The 16,624-nt window shown below is 39.3% G+C and carries 19 protein-coding genes; all 19 read right to left on the minus strand.

Annotated elements, in window-relative coordinates; all coding sequences use genetic code 11:
* Positions 1–10: 10 nt before the first annotated feature.
* The 19 genes from DDV96_RS16070 to paaD all read right to left on the minus strand — a co-directional run bounded on the left by DDV96_RS16070 (position 11) and on the right by paaD (position 16,621).
* Positions 11–139, minus strand: a complete 129-nt coding sequence (locus DDV96_RS16070; RefSeq protein WP_262497865.1) for a hypothetical protein — start codon at positions 137–139, stop codon at positions 11–13.
* A gap of 185 nt (positions 140–324) precedes the next feature.
* Positions 325–1,944, minus strand: a complete 1,620-nt coding sequence (locus DDV96_RS01920) for a tetratricopeptide repeat protein (RefSeq protein ID WP_116693039.1) — start codon at positions 1,942–1,944, stop codon at positions 325–327.
* A gap of 153 nt (positions 1,945–2,097) precedes the next feature.
* Complete coding sequence (locus DDV96_RS01925) at positions 2,098–2,364, minus strand: type II toxin-antitoxin system RelE family toxin (protein WP_116693040.1); 267 nt, start codon at positions 2,362–2,364, stop codon at positions 2,098–2,100.
* A 76-nt stretch (positions 2,365–2,440) separates the two neighbouring features.
* Positions 2,441–2,692, minus strand: a complete 252-nt coding sequence (locus tag DDV96_RS01930; RefSeq protein ID WP_116693041.1) for a hypothetical protein — start codon at positions 2,690–2,692, stop codon at positions 2,441–2,443.
* 52 nt (positions 2,693–2,744) lie between these two features.
* Positions 2,745–4,892: an alpha-ketoacid dehydrogenase subunit alpha/beta gene (locus DDV96_RS01935; protein WP_116693197.1), complete on the minus strand. Its 2,148-nt coding sequence runs from the start codon at positions 4,890–4,892 to the stop codon at positions 2,745–2,747.
* A 1-nt stretch (position 4,893) separates the two neighbouring features.
* Positions 4,894–6,219, minus strand: a complete 1,326-nt coding sequence (locus DDV96_RS01940) for a dihydrolipoamide acetyltransferase family protein (RefSeq protein WP_165805940.1) — start codon at positions 6,217–6,219, stop codon at positions 4,894–4,896.
* 1 nt (position 6,220) lies between these two features.
* The gene (locus DDV96_RS01945; protein WP_116693042.1) at positions 6,221–6,820 is read right to left on the minus strand and encodes an acyltransferase; all 600 of its coding nucleotides are present in this window, start codon (positions 6,818–6,820) and stop codon (positions 6,221–6,223) included.
* A gap of 3 nt (positions 6,821–6,823) precedes the next feature.
* Complete coding sequence (locus tag DDV96_RS01950; RefSeq protein ID WP_116693043.1) at positions 6,824–7,141, minus strand: GIY-YIG nuclease family protein; 318 nt, start codon at positions 7,139–7,141, stop codon at positions 6,824–6,826.
* A gap of 59 nt (positions 7,142–7,200) precedes the next feature.
* A complete protein-coding gene (locus DDV96_RS01955; RefSeq protein WP_116693044.1) occupies positions 7,201–7,953 on the minus strand; it encodes an enoyl-CoA hydratase/isomerase family protein in 753 nt (250 codons plus the stop codon).
* 43 nt (positions 7,954–7,996) lie between these two features.
* Positions 7,997–8,287, minus strand: coding sequence for a GIY-YIG nuclease family protein (locus DDV96_RS01960; protein WP_116693045.1), 291 nt, complete (start codon positions 8,285–8,287; stop codon positions 7,997–7,999).
* Positions 8,288–8,343: 56 nt separating this feature from the next.
* Positions 8,344–10,857: a phenylacetic acid degradation bifunctional protein PaaZ gene (gene paaZ, locus DDV96_RS01965; RefSeq protein WP_116693046.1), complete on the minus strand. Its 2,514-nt coding sequence runs from the start codon at positions 10,855–10,857 to the stop codon at positions 8,344–8,346.
* A 2-nt stretch (positions 10,858–10,859) separates the two neighbouring features.
* Positions 10,860–11,192 (minus strand): type II toxin-antitoxin system PemK/MazF family toxin, encoded by a 333-nt coding sequence (locus DDV96_RS01970; RefSeq protein WP_116693047.1) that lies wholly within the window; start codon positions 11,190–11,192, stop codon positions 10,860–10,862.
* Positions 11,189–11,434 carry a CopG family transcriptional regulator gene (locus DDV96_RS01975; protein ID WP_116693048.1) on the minus strand — a complete coding sequence of 82 codons (246 nt, stop codon included), beginning with the start codon at positions 11,432–11,434 and terminating at the stop codon, positions 11,189–11,191. Before DDV96_RS01975 ends, DDV96_RS01970 begins: the two co-directional genes overlap by 4 nt.
* Before the next feature lie 51 nt (positions 11,435–11,485).
* The gene (locus DDV96_RS01980) at positions 11,486–12,091 is read right to left on the minus strand and encodes a short chain dehydrogenase (RefSeq protein ID WP_116693049.1); all 606 of its coding nucleotides are present in this window, start codon (positions 12,089–12,091) and stop codon (positions 11,486–11,488) included.
* A gap of 90 nt (positions 12,092–12,181) precedes the next feature.
* Complete coding sequence (pcaF, locus tag DDV96_RS01985) at positions 12,182–13,393, minus strand: 3-oxoadipyl-CoA thiolase (RefSeq protein ID WP_116693050.1); 1,212 nt, start codon at positions 13,391–13,393, stop codon at positions 12,182–12,184.
* A gap of 199 nt (positions 13,394–13,592) precedes the next feature.
* On the minus strand, positions 13,593–13,997 hold the full coding sequence (locus DDV96_RS01990) for a PaaI family thioesterase (protein WP_116693051.1): 405 nt from the start codon (positions 13,995–13,997) through the stop codon (positions 13,593–13,595).
* The gene (locus DDV96_RS01995) at positions 13,997–15,169 is read right to left on the minus strand and encodes a 3-hydroxyacyl-CoA dehydrogenase NAD-binding domain-containing protein (RefSeq protein WP_116693052.1); all 1,173 of its coding nucleotides are present in this window, start codon (positions 15,167–15,169) and stop codon (positions 13,997–13,999) included. The genes DDV96_RS01990 and DDV96_RS01995 overlap by 1 nt, the downstream gene beginning before the upstream one ends.
* Before the next feature lie 84 nt (positions 15,170–15,253).
* The gene (locus DDV96_RS02000; RefSeq protein WP_116693053.1) at positions 15,254–16,036 is read right to left on the minus strand and encodes an enoyl-CoA hydratase-related protein; all 783 of its coding nucleotides are present in this window, start codon (positions 16,034–16,036) and stop codon (positions 15,254–15,256) included.
* 84 nt (positions 16,037–16,120) lie between these two features.
* Positions 16,121–16,621: a 1,2-phenylacetyl-CoA epoxidase subunit PaaD gene (paaD, locus tag DDV96_RS02005; RefSeq protein WP_165805941.1), complete on the minus strand. Its 501-nt coding sequence runs from the start codon at positions 16,619–16,621 to the stop codon at positions 16,121–16,123.
* Between the last annotated feature and the right edge of the window lie 3 nt (positions 16,622–16,624).

Here is a 16,624-nt window from a genome sequence, read left to right on the forward strand (position 1 = left end):
TCGTTTCATTTTAATTGGATTTTGGTTTAGAATTTTCATTTTTGTTCAACTCTTCGATAAGCTTTTTTAAAGCATTTTTTTTGTCTTTGCTGTTTTGCAATAGCTCATCGAGATTGTCTTCTTTGTTTTTCTTTTTCATCCACTTTTGTTTTGCACTTCAAAACGTTGCCAAATATATTGCACGGCTAACACCTTCTCTAATTTTAAGCCCTGCCAAAATCACTCATTAACAAAAAACAACCCTGTTTTTATCACTCAATGCGCTTTAATAGCTTGTTTTTAAGCTAATTGATGTTTTACTGAAACTTTAAGGATTATCTTTATTTATTTTCCGAAACTAGATAAGTAAGCTGATAGTTCCACATCGGAATGGGTGATATCCAGTTTTTTCCGAAGTCTTGTTCGGGCATTTTCGATGGATTTTGAAGACTGTCCCGTAATTTGCGCAATCTCTTTTGACGTAAGGTTTAATTTCAGCAAAGCGCACAACCGTTTGTCTTTTGAAGTTAAATCCGGGTGCTTCTCAGAAAGGTTTTTATAAAACGATTCGTGCACTTGCTCAAAGCGCATTTCAAACTCTTTCCAAATATTGCTGTTAGTATCACGCTTTAGCCGCTTGGCGATATAATCGATGGCCTTTTGGGTTTCTTTTTTGGCGGCTTTTCGCTTTACTTCTTTTAAATCTTGCAATATTTCTTCAATGATTTCGGTACGGTGTATTTCCACCATGGCCTTGCCAATAAGTTCTTTGTTTTTTAACTGAAGATTAGAATCGAGTTCTTTTTGTTTTGCTTCAACCAACTGTTTTTCGAGTTTCGTATTTCGTAACTTATTTCTGAACCTAACCAATAAAATCCCCAGCAACAATAAAACCGCTAATAGAACAAGAAAGATTATATAATTCCTGAAACGTTGCTTACTTTCCCTTAAATCGCGTATTTCTTCCTTGTTTTTATACTCCTGCTCTACTTTTATCTTTTCTACATTGGCAGCTTTATCTTCCAGGTTTAAACTATCCCGTACGGCGTCATACTTCTGAAAGTATTCGGCAGCGTTCTTGAAATCATCTTTTTTTAAATAGGTCTTATAGAGTGTTTGCAAGGCCGCTTGGTTTTCGAAACTGAATTGGCTCTCGGACAATGCTTCATTTGCTTTTGTAGCGTACACAATGGTAGAATCCAATTGATTGATTCTCTCGTAATACGTTGAAACCGTATTGTAAACCCATCCTTTTGATTGTGGCCTTTCAATAGTGTCCTTTTCTATATAATTTACCGCTAAGTCAAAGTATTTCTGTGCTTTATCTAAACTGTCCCTTAAAAAGTATGTCCTCCCTAAATTACCATATAAATAGGCCTTTAACTGCATTTCATTAGGAATGGTTTTCAACAAATTTTCAGAACGTTTATAATAGTAGGTGGCCGAGTCTATATTGGAATTTAAATAACTGGTGCCCAGATTGTTCAGTATTTTCGCCAACAAAACGGAATCACGCTCTTTTTTGGCATAACTAAGCAGTTTTCTGAAATACGTGCGGGCTTTTGTTGGTTCTTTTATACGGCCATACACAACCGCCAAATTTTGCTCAAGCGCAATCGATGTATCGGCAAGAGGCTGATTTTGATAATAATCATAAGCTTTCAAATAATGATTCAATGCAATATCTAGGGCATCCTTACTGAAAAAAAGATCACCGGCAGCCTTGTAATAATCAGCAAGGGTTTTCTCTGAAGCAGAATTGAGCGCATTTCTCTTGGCAATTTCCAAATAATACAAAGCCCGGTCCCAGTCATCGTTTTTTAAATGAGAGGCAATAGATAGACTTATCCTCGATTTTTCCTTTTCAGAAGAAGTATTGGCGAGACTATCCATCAACACGGAAACAGGCTCTTGGGCTATTCCTGAAACCGAAAGGACACATATAAAAACTATTCGAAGCAGCATAAGTGTTAATTACTCCGAAAGATACAGAAATCTAATAATTTAAAAGTTCCTTTATTTTAACTTTTACCTTTTCAGTGGAAGGAATCATGGTTTCTTCAAAGGTTGAATTCAATGGGATTATGTTTGCCGAAACACAACACTAATGCTAGGTTCTTAGGGAAAAACCTTATAAATATCGTTTCTTTTTAAAAACCTCGCCAATATTACTGTATCGTCTTCAAAGTACAGACCCATCCTGTAAATGCCAATCCTAATTCGATATGCTGAAGGGTGACCACTCATTTTTTTTAATGAAGGGACTTCTTTAAGAGTCGATGCTTTTTTAATGTTCTGGATAATTTCTAAAACAGCATTTTTTGTTTTTTGGTCTTTTATCTTCCTAACATCTTTTGTGATAGCCTTTGTATAAACTAAATTCATTTTTGTAAAAAAAGTGTTGGATTATTAATCCTATTTCAATTTTTTGAAAATCAAAATATAAGCTAAATCCGAAGTATTATTCTTCCAAAGCTTTCATAAACTCTTCTTCTGAAACAGTATCTGCTTTATCCACTTGTTGCATAAGTAACAATAGTCCCAAATCTTCCTGCTCTTCTTTTGAAAGCTTATCAAATTGCTTTTGCTCGGCAGCTTTCACAAATAAGCGAACAGCTTCTTCCATAAGCGCTTTTACACTCATGTCTTCAAAAGCAGAAATAACTTTCAATTTTGTAAGGGTAATCTCGTCTATGTCAATGTTCTTTCTCATTTTAAACATACTTTATTCAAATATACATTATATATATGGCACATACCAAGCGTCAGTACTCCAAAATTTCCAAAACTTTTTGTTTTATCTTTTCAGTAGAAGGAATCATGGTTTCTTCTAACGTTGAATTTAATGGAATTGCGGGCATATTTTCACTACCAATTATCATAACAGGTGCGTCCAACTGCTGGAAACATGCTTCTTGAATTTTTCCCTGTAAGGCTCGAGCAAACGTGTTTTCCGAAGGTTCTTCTGTCACGACCAAACATTTTCCGCATTTCTTGACCGATTTAAACACTGTTTCATAATCTAAAGGATGCAAGGTTCTTAAATCCACAATCTCGATTCTATCTTGCATTTGTAGTTCCATAGCCGCGTTCATGGCCCAGTGTACGCCCATTCCGTAAGTAATGATGGAAAGCGTTTCTACATCCTCTTGCTTCCAAATTTCTTGAAGTAACCACGCTTTTCCAAACGGAAGCACATAATCTTCGGCAGGTTCTAAAGAAGTAGCGCCCTTGGTGCCTTTTACCTTGCTCCAGTACAGCCCTTTGTGTTCAAAGATAACCACCGGGTTGGGGTCGTAATATGCCGCTTTCATCAAGCCTTTTAAATCGGCGCCGTTACTTGGGTAGGCAATTTTGAGTCCACGAATATTTGTCACCACACTTTCTACCGAAGACGAGTGATACGGACCACCGCTACCATACGCTCCAATGGGCACACGAAGGATCATCGATACCGGCCATTTTCCGTTTGACAGGTAATTACTTCTGCTTACCTCGGTAAAGAGTTGATTCAGTCCCGGCCAAATATAATCGGCAAACTGAACCTCAACAATGGGTTTTAAACCAACAGCACTCATCCCAACTGTTGAACCCACAATGAACGCTTCTTGAATTGGTGTATTAAATACACGGTTATCGCCAAATTTTTGCGCCAACGTAGCTGCTTCTCTAAAGACACCGCCTAAACGACCTCCTACATCTTGCCCATATAACAAACATTCTTTGTGTTTACCCATCAACTCTTCAATGGCAAATAAAGCACAATCTACCATCACTACTTTTTCACCACCTTCAGGGGATCGTTCTCCTTTTTCTTCGGTAATTTCGGTCGGGGCAAAATCGTGGGTGAATAAATCTTCAGGTTTAGGGTCTTCAGCTTTCAACGCTTTTTCATAATCTTTTTGAACCGATTTCTGAATGTCAGCTTCTATTTTTGAAAGTTCTTTTTCAGAAAAACCATTGTCTAATAATAGCTTTTTAAGTTTCGGATACGGATCTCGAGATCTAGCTTCTTCCAAATCATCTCTGTAAAACTCCATCCGAACACCCGATGTATGGTGATTTAATAACGGAACTTTGGCGTGTACCAAAAACGGGCGACGTTCAGTTCTAATTTTTGAAATCACATCTTGAAGGGTGTTATAACTTTCTTCAAAATCGGTTCCGTCTATTGAAACTGCTTCCAGTCCATTGAACCCTCTTGCATATTCACAAGCATTTTGAGCACGGGTTTCGGCTTCGTTTGCTGAAATATCCCAACCATTATCTTGTACTAGATATAAAATTGGCAACTGCTTTAAAGCTGCCATTTGAAAGGCTTCGGCGACTTCGCCTTCAGTCACAGAGGCATCACCTAAGGAACAAACTACGATTGGGGCATTCCCGCGCAGGCGGGAATCTTTTGAATGAACCTCTTGGTCATACCATCCATTAACAGCATTTTGTTTACTTTTTTCTCGATCATTACTCTCTTTTCCATTTTCGAAAAAATTACCGCTTTCGCGGTAATGAAACCCCATCGCTACCCCCGTTGCCGGAATAGCCTGCATACCGGTTGCACTACTTTGATGCGGGATTTTTGGTTTATCATCATCACGTAAACTTGGGTGTGAATAATAGGTGCGACCTCCTGAAAAAGGATCGTCTTTCTTTGCCAATACTTGTAGCATTAACTCGTACGGCTTCATTCCTATTGACAATAAAATAGAATCATCGCGATAATAAGGGAAGGCGTAATCCTGAGGCTTTAACTGCATCCCAATAGCAATCTGAATTACCTCATGCCCTCTCGATGTTGCGTGCACATATTTTGAAACTGTTTTAAAATTCTCTTCGTACAGCTCGGTCAAAGACTTGGCAGTGACCAAGTTTTTGAAGGCTTTTTTTAATATATCTTTTGAAATCTTCTTCATCTTAAAATTTTCTTTTAGTATCAAACTGCTCCATATTATCGGCTACTCTTTTTAAAAAAGAGCCTGCCAGATAGCCATCTACAATGCGGTGGTCAAAGGACAATGATAAATACATCATATGTCGAACTTCGATACTGTCACCGTCTTCGCGTTCCATGACTTCGGCACGTTTTTTTATAATTCCAGTTGCTAATATGGCGGCTTCGGGCTGATTGATAATTGGGGTTCCCATTAAACTTCCAAAAGTTCCCACATTACTAATTGTAAACGTGCTTCCTTTGGTGTCATCGCCTTTCAATTTGTTATCTCTGGCTTTCCCCACTAACTCATTTGTGTTTTCTGCAAGGGCTTTTAAATCTTTTTTATCGGCATTTTTTACCACGGGAACGATTAAATTTCCTGAAGGCAAAGCTGTAGCCATACCAATATTTATTTCTTCTTTTACAATGATGTTTTCCCCATCCAAACTGGAGTTGATCATCGGGAAGTCCTGAATGGCCCTGGCCACTGCCTCGACAAAAAGCGGTGTAAACGTGAGTTTTTCATTATATTTTTCTTTGAAAGCTACCTTGTTCGCATTGCGCCATTGTACCATCTCGGTCAAATCTGCTTCAACATAAGCGGTAACGTGCGGTGCCGTACTGGCGCTAAACACCATATGGTCGGCTATCATTTGCCGCATACGATCCATTTTCACGATTTTTCCCGTGCCTTTGTCAAATGTAAGATCAGGAACTTGAAAGCCAGAAACTTCAGGGACAGGTTGCGCAAACTTAAAAGGACGCCCTTCTTCAATATACGTAATCACATCACTTTTACGAAGCCGACCTTCCTTTCCGGTTCCCGGAATTCGTGACAACTCTTCATAGCTTATATGGTGCGCTTTGGCCATACTTTCAACCAAAGGACTTATGAATATGTTTTTGTTAACAGTAAATGACGAAGCCTGTTTTGGCTTTTTTTTAATAGTGTTTTTTGGAGCTGAAGGGTGAACTATATTTTCTTCATTTTTAGATGGTTTCTGCTTTGTCCCCCTCTGCCCTTTGGGCATCTCCCCCGAGGGTGGAGAAGATTTGTTTTTTTTATTTGATAATTCTAAAATAGCAATTACATCGCCTATCGGAACTACTTCTTGTGCGCTTTTTACATGCTCGAGCATCCTACCGGAAGCGGGTGCTGGAACTTCATTATCTACTTTATCGGTTGCTACTTCGCAAAGGATATCGCCTTCATCAAACGAATCGCCTTCGTTTACCAGCCAATTGATGATGGTTCCTTCGGTTATGCTCTCACCCATTTTGGGCATCTTAAATTCAGTTTCCTTCATTTTATTCGTTTCTCTTAATCTCTTGTAGTGTTTTATAAAAATCTTCCTGAACAGGCCTATCCTTCGGAATTTCCCGTAATGGCTCTACTTCCTTTAAGCTCTCGTGACAGTCGGAAGGTAATTGTTGATATAAACGCGTTCCAGCTGTTTTCCACTCGATCATTTCATCTGAAATATCCTTAATGGCTTTTGCGGGGTTACCAACTATCAATTTCCGCTTCGGGAAAATAGTCTCAGCTTTTACAAACGCCATTGCACCAACTATACATTCGTCGCCTATTTCAGCATCGTCCATAATCACGCTGTTCATACCTATTAGGCAGTTGCGACCTAAATTAGCACCGTGAATAATGGCCCCATGACCTACGTGCGCACTTTCTTTAAGCACAATACTTTTCCCGGGAAACATATGTACCGTACAGTTTTCCTGAACGTTTACACCATCTTCCAAAATAATTTCGCCCCAATCGCCACGAATAGCCGCTCCCGGACCTATGTAACAGTTTCTACCAATAATTACATTTCCAGTGACTGCTGCCAACGGATGTACAAAACTGCTTTCGTGAATAACGGGTATGTGACCTTTGAAACTGTATATCATAACCTATTCCTGCGTAGGCAGGAATCTTTTTGTTTTATAGACTGAATTTACACTGTTTTTCCAATTCAAGGAAATATCCATCCAATCTGGATTCATATCATTTATTAAATTTAATTTCCAATCTCGTTTCCACTTTTTTAGCTGTTTTTCACGAATTGCTGCTTTATTACCGTCTTTAAATTCTTCAAAATAAATCAGTTTATCACAGTTGTATTTTGCAGTAAATGACTTTTTATAGACTTTGTCTTTATGCTCTAACACACGTGCCTCTAAATCATCCGTAACACCAATGCAAATAACTTCGTTGGGTTTGTTTGACATTATTTAGACGAACCATTTTTTCATGTGTGCTTGATATGAGATTCCTGCCTACGCAGGAATTATTTAAACCGTTTCAACTTCTCTTTTGTAAAAGAAGAAAGTACCAAACGTCCGCTTATTTTGGCGCGTTCTTGTAATAGTTCATCCCAATTTTCGGTTCCTCGCCAGAACATTTGTTTCATTTCTTTTACCGCTTCGGGGTTGTAGCCGCACAATTGTTCGGCCAAGGCTTGTACTTCTTCGTCTAGCTCTTCGGTCGTTTCAAAAACTTTGGTAAATAAACCTTTGTCTCTCGCCCACTCCGGAGAATAAAAAGAATTGGCATCAATCGCAATTTGCGACATGCCGCTCACTCCGATTTTTCGTTGTACTGCCGGACCTACAACAAAAGGACCTATTCCCAAGTTTAGTTCACTTAATTTTATAGCTGAAAACTTAGTTGCCATCGTGTAATCCATGGCTGCTGCCAGTCCGACACCGCCACCAACAGTTTTTCCTTGCACACGACCGATAATAAACTTAGGGCATTTGCGCATCGCGTTAATTACATTGGCAAAACCACTGAAGAATTTTTCGCCTTCTTGTTCATTTTCAATTGAAATTAATTCTTTAAAACTTGCTCCGGCACAGAAGGTTCTATCGCCGCCGCTTTTTACAACAAGTACCAAAACCTCATCATTTTGACCGGTTTCGGTGATAGTATTTGCGAGTTTTGCTAGAATATCCCCCGGCAAACTGTTGTGCGCCGGATGGAAAAATTCTATGGTTGCTATTCCTTTTTCTATGGTATGTTTTACGTATGGTTGTGTCATGTTTACTTCCCGCGTAGGCGGGAATCTTTTTAGGGTTATACTTCTATTTTAAATCTTTAAATAAATCGTTCCAATTCGGGTTATTTTTTTCTATCAATCTGATTTTCCATTCACGATTCCACTTTTTTAATTGTCTTTCACGAAGCAAAGACTTATTCTTTAATTCAAAATCCTCAAAATATATCAACTTATTCAAATTGTACCTTGCGGAAAAAATTGTTGGATGAACTTTTCTTTTATGTTGACTTATTCTTCGTTTTAAATCTCCAGTTTGACCAATATATAAAACTCCATTTTTTATATTTGTTATTATATATACACTATAAATTTTCACTTTCTTTCTATCAATAGATTCCCGAGATTCCCGCCTGTGCGGGAATTTTGAACAGTTTAATCTAAAAGATTAAACTGTTCAAAATGATGATTAAGGTGTTTCCGCTCCAATAAATATGATTCAAACTTATTAAGTTCGCCGAAAACCAAATTTTTAAGTTTGGCATCTGGGTTTTCTTTAAAAAACTCGATATACTTTTCGCGTTGCTCTTTAAATTTCTTGATGGCCGTTTCTAAATCGGGGTGTTTTAAATCATCCAATTTATCCTTTTCAAGCATTGGGAATTGCGAGTTTTGCGGAAATTTCTCATAGTTGTATAAACTCGCATGTACCTTCTCTAATATCTTTTCTGGAGTGGCAATATCAAAATCCTGAATTTCACCGGAAGCAATCTTATAGGTGTATTCTAAATGCTCTACCATATGCTGTGGGGTCATAATGCCCCATTTTGGTTTAGCATCTGCAGTTAATTTTGACAGACATTCATCGATTTTTTCATCGGTAATTTCAACAAAGGTTTCTTGCTTTTTCTGCACCATCGTTAAAATGGTCGCTATCGCAACCAACGGTTCTTGGTCCTCATCCGGTTCGGCATCGAACACTTCTACGAACCACTTTACAATTCCGGAAGGAAGTTCGGTTCCTTTTTGCTCACGATCCACTTTTTGCTTGCACGTTAAACGCACATAAATTGTATCGTTGTGATACAACGGCCGTAAAAAACGAATGTCTTCCAGACCATAATTTGCCGCTACCGGACCTTTGTTTGGATACACAAATAATCCCGCTGCTGCCGAAATAATAAAATACCCATGTGCCGTTCGTTTTTCAAAAATGCTTCCTTCAAGGGATGTAATATCGGTATGTGCATAGAAATGATCCCAAGTTAAGTTTCCGAAGTTAATAATATCGGTATCGGTTAGGGTTCGTTTGTGTGTTTCCAATGACATTCCGGGTTTGATGTCTTCCCAATGATAAGCAAAAGGGTGTTTTTCAGATTTTTTATAAACTGATTTTGGTTGATAAATACCTGTAACTTCAGTTAACGATGTTGGTGAACCTTGAATGGCACAACGCTGTAAATAGTGTTTTACACCGCGAACACCCCCCATTTCTTCTCCGCCACCGGCCCGTCCTGGACCACCGTGAATTAAGTTAGGCAATGGCGAACCGTGACCGGTGCTTTGCTTCGCACTTTCTCGGTTCAAAATTAAAATACGCCCGTGATGCGTAGCTGCGGAAACGGTATATTCCTTGGCAATTTTATCGTCATTGGTGACAATGGAACTTACCAAAGAACCTTTCCCCATTTTGGAAAGCTTAATTGCATCGTCCAATGTTTTATAAGGCATTATGGTACTTACTGGGCCAAACGCTTCAGTGATATGGGCGGCTTCGTTGGCAAAAGGATTGTCTTCGCGAAGTAAAATTGGTTTTACGAACGAACCTTTTTTAGCATCGGCCCCTACTGTTTTGGCTTCATCAAAGTCACCATAGACTATTTGTGCCGTTTTGGTGATTTTTTCAATTTGTTCTTTTACTGAATTCCGTTGTGCATCGCTCACTAAAGCGCCCATTCGCACTTCTTTTAAACGAGGATCGCCAATGGTAACTTTATCCAGTTGTTTTCCAAGCGATATCTGTACATCTTCAATTAAGTTTTCTGGAACAATAACTCGTCTAATCGCCGTACATTTTTGACCGCATTTTACGGTCATTTCATTTCGGACTTCCTTGATGAAAAGATCAAATTCTGGTGTTCCAGGAACGGCATCTTCCCCTAAAATTGCAGCGTTTAACGAATCGGCTTCCATCGTAAACGGAACCGACTCTTCAATTAACCGTGGATGTTTCTTCAGTATTTTCCCGGTACTTGCCGAACCGGTAAACGTCACCACATCTTGTGATTCTACCGTGTCCAAAATGTTTTTGGCAGTTCCGCTAATCAATTGCAATGACCCTTCTGGCAATATTCCAGAAGCGATGATTTCTTTTACAACAGCTTCGGTTAAATATGCCGTTTGTGGTGCCGGTAATACAACCGCAGGCATCCCTGCCATCCAGTTTACCGCACACTTTTCAAGCATTCCCCAAACTGGGAAGTTAAAGGCGTTAATGTGAACCGCCACTCCTTCGCGAGGCACCATAATGTGATGTGCCATAAACCGCCCGCCACGTGATAAATCGACCGGATCGCCTTCTACGTGAAACGGCTGATTTGGGAATAATTTCCGAAGCGAAGCATTGGCAAACAAGTTTCCGAAGCCTCCTTCAATATCAATCCAACTATCCACTTTGGTTGCGCCAGTTCGGTAACTTACTTCGTAAAAGTCTCTTTTTTTCTTCTGAAGATAGAATGCTAATTTCTTCAGCATTAATCCGCGTTCTTGGAAGGTCATTTTGCGAAGGGTATCGCCTTTTTGTCTTCCGTAGTTTAATATTTCAGGAATATCTAACCCTTCCGTAGTGACACTTGTAAAATGCTCGCCAGTAACTGAATCGAGAATTGGGCTTCCTTCGCCTTTTCCATCAGTCCAACTTCCTTGTATGTAATGTTGTGTTTTTGTCATTCTTAAAACTTTATAATCTTATATAGGCTTTCAACAATTTGCTCAAATTCTGCTTCCGTTAATTTTCCATACTTTTTTAGAATCCTTTCTTTTGAAATGGAACGGATATGAATCGTCATAACTTCGGAAGTTTTTGACAATCCATTTTCCTTTGTCGGTTCTACAATCAAATTACCTTTATACCGCTTTAGCTTACTGGTCAATGGACAAACTATGACAGTGTTAACGAGTTCGTTGACCAAATTTCCCGAAAATATAACCGCAGGCCTACGTCCACTTTGTTCGCTACCGAGAGTTGGATCTAAATAAACCTCATAGATATCACCCTGTTTCATTGATTTTCGAAATCTTCAAGCGTTTTAAGGTAATCTGCCATACCCTCTTCTGCCATAAGCAGCATATCCTTATCTTTTGCCATACGCTTATAGGATTTTACGTACTCGGCACGCTCTAATTGCTCCAAATAAATTTTCAATGCCCGCTCAATAATCTTGTTTTTTGGAAGCTTTAAATCTGAAGCTGCCTTGCCCAATTCGTCCAGCAGCTTATCCGGTAGCGATGATGTGAATGTTGCCATAATATATTTATTTATTATAAATATAATTTATATTTATTATCTACCCATAAATTATGCTCTTATTTTAATTATTTCACCGTTAATTTTCCCTTTTACACTTTTAAAATAGCCGTCGGTTATTTTACGCATCGGGACAGGTGTGTTACCAGGAAAATAATCTTTGTATTTTTCATATGCATCTTCAACCATATCGGCAGAGACGACATTTATTCGCAATCCGTTGGTTAATTCTAAAGCTGCTGCTTTAGTAAAACTCTCTACGGCGCCGTTAACCATTGCGGCACTTGTTGTCTTATCAACAGGCTCATCGGCCAAAATCCCCGTGGTTAACGTGAAGCTTCCTCCTTCATTTAGGTATTTTCTTCCTAATCGAACCAAATTAACTTGCCCCATCATTTTACTTTTAATACCGATGTAAAAATCTTCTTCGGAAAGGTTATCAAATGAATCCCATTTCGCATCACCCGCGATGTTTACAATAGCATCTACGTTTCCAGTTTTCTTAAACATTTCTTCAATAGAATCTGGATTTGCAATATCTACCGTCACATCTCCTGAAGATCTTCCAGCGATTATAACCTCATCATTTTCTTCAGAAAAACGTTTCGTTACCGTTTTTCCTATCGTTCCGTTTCCTCCTATTATTAGTATTTTCATATCTATGCCCGCGAAGGCGGGTATCTTTTTGTTTCTAAATAAATTAAGCTCTAATCAAATGTCTTTTTCTTCCGACTGTGAGATTTCTGCCTACGCAGAAATGTTTTCAATTACCGCTGCATATCCTTGTCCAACGCCCACACACATCGTTACCAGTGCATATTTTTTTCCCGTTTCCTGAAGCTCTAAAGCTGCAGAATAGGTTAATCGTGCTCCTGTAACGCCTAGCGGATGACCAATTGCGATTGATCCTCCATTTGGATTAATACGTGGATCATCATCTTTTAATCCCCATTCTCGGATACATGCTAAAGCTTGCGATGCAAAAGCTTCATTAAGCTCAATAACATCCATATCTTCCATAGTCAAACCTGCTTTTTTCAACGCTTTATTAGAAGCTTCCACTGGGCCAATCCCCATAATACGAGGCTCCACGCCTACAACGGCTGAACTTAAGATTTTAGCCATTGGTTTTAAGTTGTATTTTTTTACGGCATCTTCTGAAGCAATAATAGTCGCAGCAGCACCATCATTTAACCCAGAACTGTTTCCGGCTGTAACACTTCCCCCTTCTTTTTTGAAGGCTGGACGAAGTTTCGCCAAAATCTCTTTCGTTGTTCCCGGTTTGATAAACTCGTCATCTTTAAAAATAATTGGGTCTTTTTTCCGCTGTGGAATTTCCACCGGTACGATTTCCTTGGCAAAACGGCCGCTTCTTTGTGCTTCAGCAGCTTTCATCTGACTGTTATACGCAAAAGCATCTTGGTCTTCACGAGTGATTTTGTGCTTTTCAACTAAATTTTCAGCAGTATTTCCCATTCCGTCGGTGCCGTACATATCGTGCATTTTCTTGTTGACGAACCGCCATCCAAAACTGCTGTCGTACATTTTGGCATCATTACCAAAAGCGCTGGAAGGTTTTGCTATTACGTATGGGCCTCTCGTCATATTCTCCACCCCACCTGAAATGAACAAATCACCATCGCCGGCTTTAATTGCTCTGTTGGCGTGAATTATGGCAGATAAACCACTACTACACAGTCGGTTTACAGTTTCACCAGGTACCGTAAAAGGCAATCCTGCTAACAGAAGAGCCATTCTCGCTACGTTTCGGTTATCTTCACCGGCTTGGTTGGCACAACCCATGATTACATCGTCGAATGCTTCCTTTGGGATGTTTGGGTTTCTTTTAACCACTTCTGCAATGACCAATGCGGCCAAATCGTCCGTACGGATTGTGCTTAGTGTTCCTTTGTAACTTCCTATTGGCGTTCTAATGCCGTCTATTATATATGCTTCCATGTTTTTTATTTATTATATTGACCGGATTCCCTCTCTGTCCTTCGGGCATCCCTGCCTTGCCGTCAGGCAGGTCTCCCAAAAAGAGAGAGGAATGGTCTTTTTATTTCATTTCTAAAAATATTTCAAGTTTGGGAGGTTTTCAAAAAGAAACCACCCCGCCCGTTGGGCGCCCCTCCTTAAAAAGGAGGGAATAGTTTTATTATTTCCAATCTTTACTTGTTCTATATACCACTCCCTTAAATAATGCAACCAACTCGTCGCCTCGTTTAACTTCTACAATATTAAACCCTAATTTATTAGTTGCTTTTTCAATGACCGACTCTGCCGTAATGTAATCACCTTCGTTTAATGCCTCTATATGGTTTATAGACGTTTCAATGGAAACTGCATACTTTCCGTGCGTATTTGCAGCAAAACCAAAAGCAGTGTCAGCTAAGCTATAGCTAATGCCGCCGTGGGCTTTTCCCATACTATTGAGCATTTCCTTTCTAACGGTCATACCTACTTTACAGCGGCCAAGCTCAACTTCCAATATTTCAATGCCTAGCCATTGGCTGAAAGCATCGAGCGAAAGCATTTTATGTGGGATTTTTTCGCCTTGCATCAAAAGAATGTTTTATTGTCTTTTTTCAATTTTCGTAATAACGGACTACAACGGTATCTATCTTCACGATATTCATCGTAAAGCGTATCCATTTGTTCCACACACCAACTAATTCCTTTTTCATCTGCCCAAGCCAATAATCCTTTTGGGTAATTAACTCCTTTTGTCATGGCGTTATCGATATCTTCCGCGGAAGCGATATTCCAAAATAACGCATCGGCGGCTTCGTTGATCAGCATAACCAAAACACGGTTGAAAATCTTTTGAGCCAAATCTGAGTTAAAAGACCCCTCGACTGCGTTCGGGGTGATAACTTTGCCGTCTTTGTATTCATAGTATCCTTTTCCAGATTTTCTACCAAGATACCCTGCTTCGGCAAAACGTTTTTGAGTGAAGGATGGTTTATACCGTGGATCGTAATAAAAGGCTTTAAAAACGGTTTCGGTTACAACATAATTTACATCGTTTCCTATAAAATCCATCAACTCGAAAGGACCCATCCTGAAACCGCCAATTTCTTTCATTGCGGCGTCTATTTCGTGAAATGAGGCAATCCCTTCTTCATAAATCCGTAAGGCTTCGCCATAAAAAGGACGTGCCACCCTGTTGACAATAAACCCAGGGGTGTCTTTTGCTATGGCAACTGTTTTGCCCCAGTTTGCAATGTTCATTTTAATTTTACGCAATACTTCGCCGGAAGTTTGAACGGCCGGGATAACCTCGACCAATTTCATTAACGGCGCTGGGTTAAAAAAGTGAATCCCGATACATCGTTCCGGTTTTTTTAAGGCTGAAGCAATGGAAGCGATTGATAAAGAAGAGGTGTTTGAAGCAATGATGGTTTCTTCGGAAACATAGCTTTCCAACTCTTGAAATACTTTCTTTTTAATTTCCAAATTTTCAACTATGGCCTCGATGGTCAGTTCAGAATCGCTCAATTCCTTTAAGGAATCCACATACGTAATATTATCTTGAATGCGGGACTTTTCAGCTTTATCGATTCGTCCTTTTTCAACCAAGCGAGCCATTATTTTCTCTAAAGCTGCTTTCGACTTGTCTAACGCTTCTGTATTTGTATCGTAAAGTTTTACCAAGCAACCGGCCGTTGCAGCAACTTGCGCAATTCCGCTTCCCATCGTTCCGCCTCCTATTATTCCAACTTTTTTAATCATATATTTTAGCTAGAAAATTTAAAAAGGTTCAAGTTCAATTCACTTTTACATTTTAAATTTTTCGGTTTATTATTTTGTATTTTTTTACTTTCCTTTAAAATTTGGTTTCCGCTTGTTTACAAATGCATCAACACCTTCGGCATAATCCTCACTTTGAGCGGATTCAATTTGCAGCTTAGATTCCATTTCTAACTGACTTTCTAAATCGTTAGACATCGATTCATTCAACAAGCGTTTAGTGAGTCCTAATGCTTTTGTGGGCATATTCGCCAAGTTATTTGCAATGTTGTTTACTTCTTCCATAAATGTTTCCGCAGCAACTACTTTGTATACCATTCCTAATTTTTCAGCATCGGTTGCTGAAACTTTATCGCCCAGTAGCATTAATGCGGAAGCTTTCTGAAATCCAATCAACCGCGGCAAAAAGAACGTTCCAGCACTGTCTGGGATCAACCCGATTTTACTGAATGCCTGAATAAAACTCGCCGTTTCTGAAGCTACCACGATATCGCAAGCCAAGGCAATATTAGCACCCGCTCCAGCCGCTACGCCATTTACGGCAGCTATGATAGGCTTTTCAATACTTCGGATTCTTTTGATGATTGGGTTATAATGCTCTTCCAATATTTTCTTGAAACCAGGATTCAGTTCTGGCGAAGTGACTTCTTTTAAATCTTGACCCGCACAGAATGCTTTCCCGTTTCCGACTAAAATAATGGCTCTAACTTCTGTATTCTTCTCGCAAGCATCTAATTCGTCTTGTAATAAAAACGCCATCTCACGATTGAAGCTGTTAAACTTTTCGAGACGGTTTAAGGTGATAGTCGCTACTTTGTTTTCTATGTGGGTGGTTATGGTCTTGCTCATTATAACTCCTTTGTTTTAATCTTCTTTAATTTAAATTTTTAATAGGAAAACATCCCCCTAACCCCTTCAAAGGGGGAATTCAGCTTACTTTAAACACTTGAAATAATCAAATGGTTCTTGGCAGTCGTCGCATTTAAATAAGGCTTTGCAAGCCGTAGAACCAAACTGACTGACTAAATGCGTGTTTGTGCTACCGCAATTGGTACATTTTACCAGTTTCTTATCTCCCAAAAGCACATCTTTATCTGCTGTTTCGGTCAACGGTCGTGCAATGCCGTATGCTTCCATTTTTTTAAGGCCTTCTTCGGAAATCCAATCGGTACTCCAGGCTGGGGAAAGGATCAATTCTATTTTGGCCTCTTTCCCTACTTCAGAAAAAGCAGCTTTGAGATCATCGCCAATCACATCCATCGCGGGACACCCGGAATAGGTAGGCGTTAATTTGATATGAACAACGCCATCTTTTTCAATCGCTTCGCGAATAACACCTAAGTCTAATACTGTAAGCACAGGTATCTCGGGATCTGAAACGGTTTTCAGAACCGGAATTAAATGTGTGTCGATATTAGTGATATCAGTCAACAAAAT

The organism is Marixanthomonas spongiae (genome assembly GCF_003095375.1).
Lineage (GTDB): Bacteria > Bacteroidota > Bacteroidia > Flavobacteriales > Flavobacteriaceae > Marixanthomonas > Marixanthomonas spongiae.

What these genes read in the sequence shown, in the direction of transcription:
- DDV96_RS16070 (WP_262497865.1), bottom strand. Translation starts at nt 139, where the DNA reads ATGAAAAAGAAAAACAAAGAAGACAATCTCGATGAGCTATTGCAAAAC.
- DDV96_RS01920 (WP_116693039.1), bottom strand. Translation starts at nt 1,944, where the DNA reads ATGCTGCTTCGAATAGTTTTTATATGTGTCCTTTCGGTTTCAGGAATA.
- DDV96_RS01925 (WP_116693040.1), bottom strand. Translation starts at nt 2,364, where the DNA reads ATGAATTTAGTTTATACAAAGGCTATCACAAAAGATGTTAGGAAGATA.
- DDV96_RS01930 (WP_116693041.1), bottom strand. Translation starts at nt 2,692, where the DNA reads ATGAGAAAGAACATTGACATAGACGAGATTACCCTTACAAAATTGAAA.
- DDV96_RS01935 (WP_116693197.1), bottom strand. Translation starts at nt 4,892, where the DNA reads ATGAAGAAGATTTCAAAAGATATATTAAAAAAAGCCTTCAAAAACTTG.
- DDV96_RS01940 (WP_165805940.1), bottom strand. Translation starts at nt 6,219, where the DNA reads ATGAAGGAAACTGAATTTAAGATGCCCAAAATGGGTGAGAGCATAACC.
- DDV96_RS01945 (WP_116693042.1), bottom strand. Translation starts at nt 6,820, where the DNA reads ATGATATACAGTTTCAAAGGTCACATACCCGTTATTCACGAAAGCAGT.
- DDV96_RS01950 (WP_116693043.1), bottom strand. Translation starts at nt 7,141, where the DNA reads ATGTCAAACAAACCCAACGAAGTTATTTGCATTGGTGTTACGGATGAT.
- DDV96_RS01955 (WP_116693044.1), bottom strand. Translation starts at nt 7,953, where the DNA reads ATGACACAACCATACGTAAAACATACCATAGAAAAAGGAATAGCAACC.
- paaZ (WP_116693046.1), bottom strand. Translation starts at nt 10,857, where the DNA reads ATGACAAAAACACAACATTACATACAAGGAAGTTGGACTGATGGAAAA.
- DDV96_RS01970 (WP_116693047.1), bottom strand. Translation starts at nt 11,192, where the DNA reads ATGAAACAGGGTGATATCTATGAGGTTTATTTAGATCCAACTCTCGGT.
- DDV96_RS01975 (WP_116693048.1), bottom strand. Translation starts at nt 11,434, where the DNA reads ATGGCAACATTCACATCATCGCTACCGGATAAGCTGCTGGACGAATTG.
- DDV96_RS01980 (WP_116693049.1), bottom strand. Translation starts at nt 12,091, where the DNA reads ATGAAAATACTAATAATAGGAGGAAACGGAACGATAGGAAAAACGGTA.
- pcaF (WP_116693050.1), bottom strand. Translation starts at nt 13,393, where the DNA reads ATGGAAGCATATATAATAGACGGCATTAGAACGCCAATAGGAAGTTAC.
- DDV96_RS01990 (WP_116693051.1), bottom strand. Translation starts at nt 13,997, where the DNA reads ATGCAAGGCGAAAAAATCCCACATAAAATGCTTTCGCTCGATGCTTTC.
- DDV96_RS01995 (WP_116693052.1), bottom strand. Translation starts at nt 15,169, where the DNA reads ATGATTAAAAAAGTTGGAATAATAGGAGGCGGAACGATGGGAAGCGGA.
- DDV96_RS02000 (WP_116693053.1), bottom strand. Translation starts at nt 16,036, where the DNA reads ATGAGCAAGACCATAACCACCCACATAGAAAACAAAGTAGCGACTATC.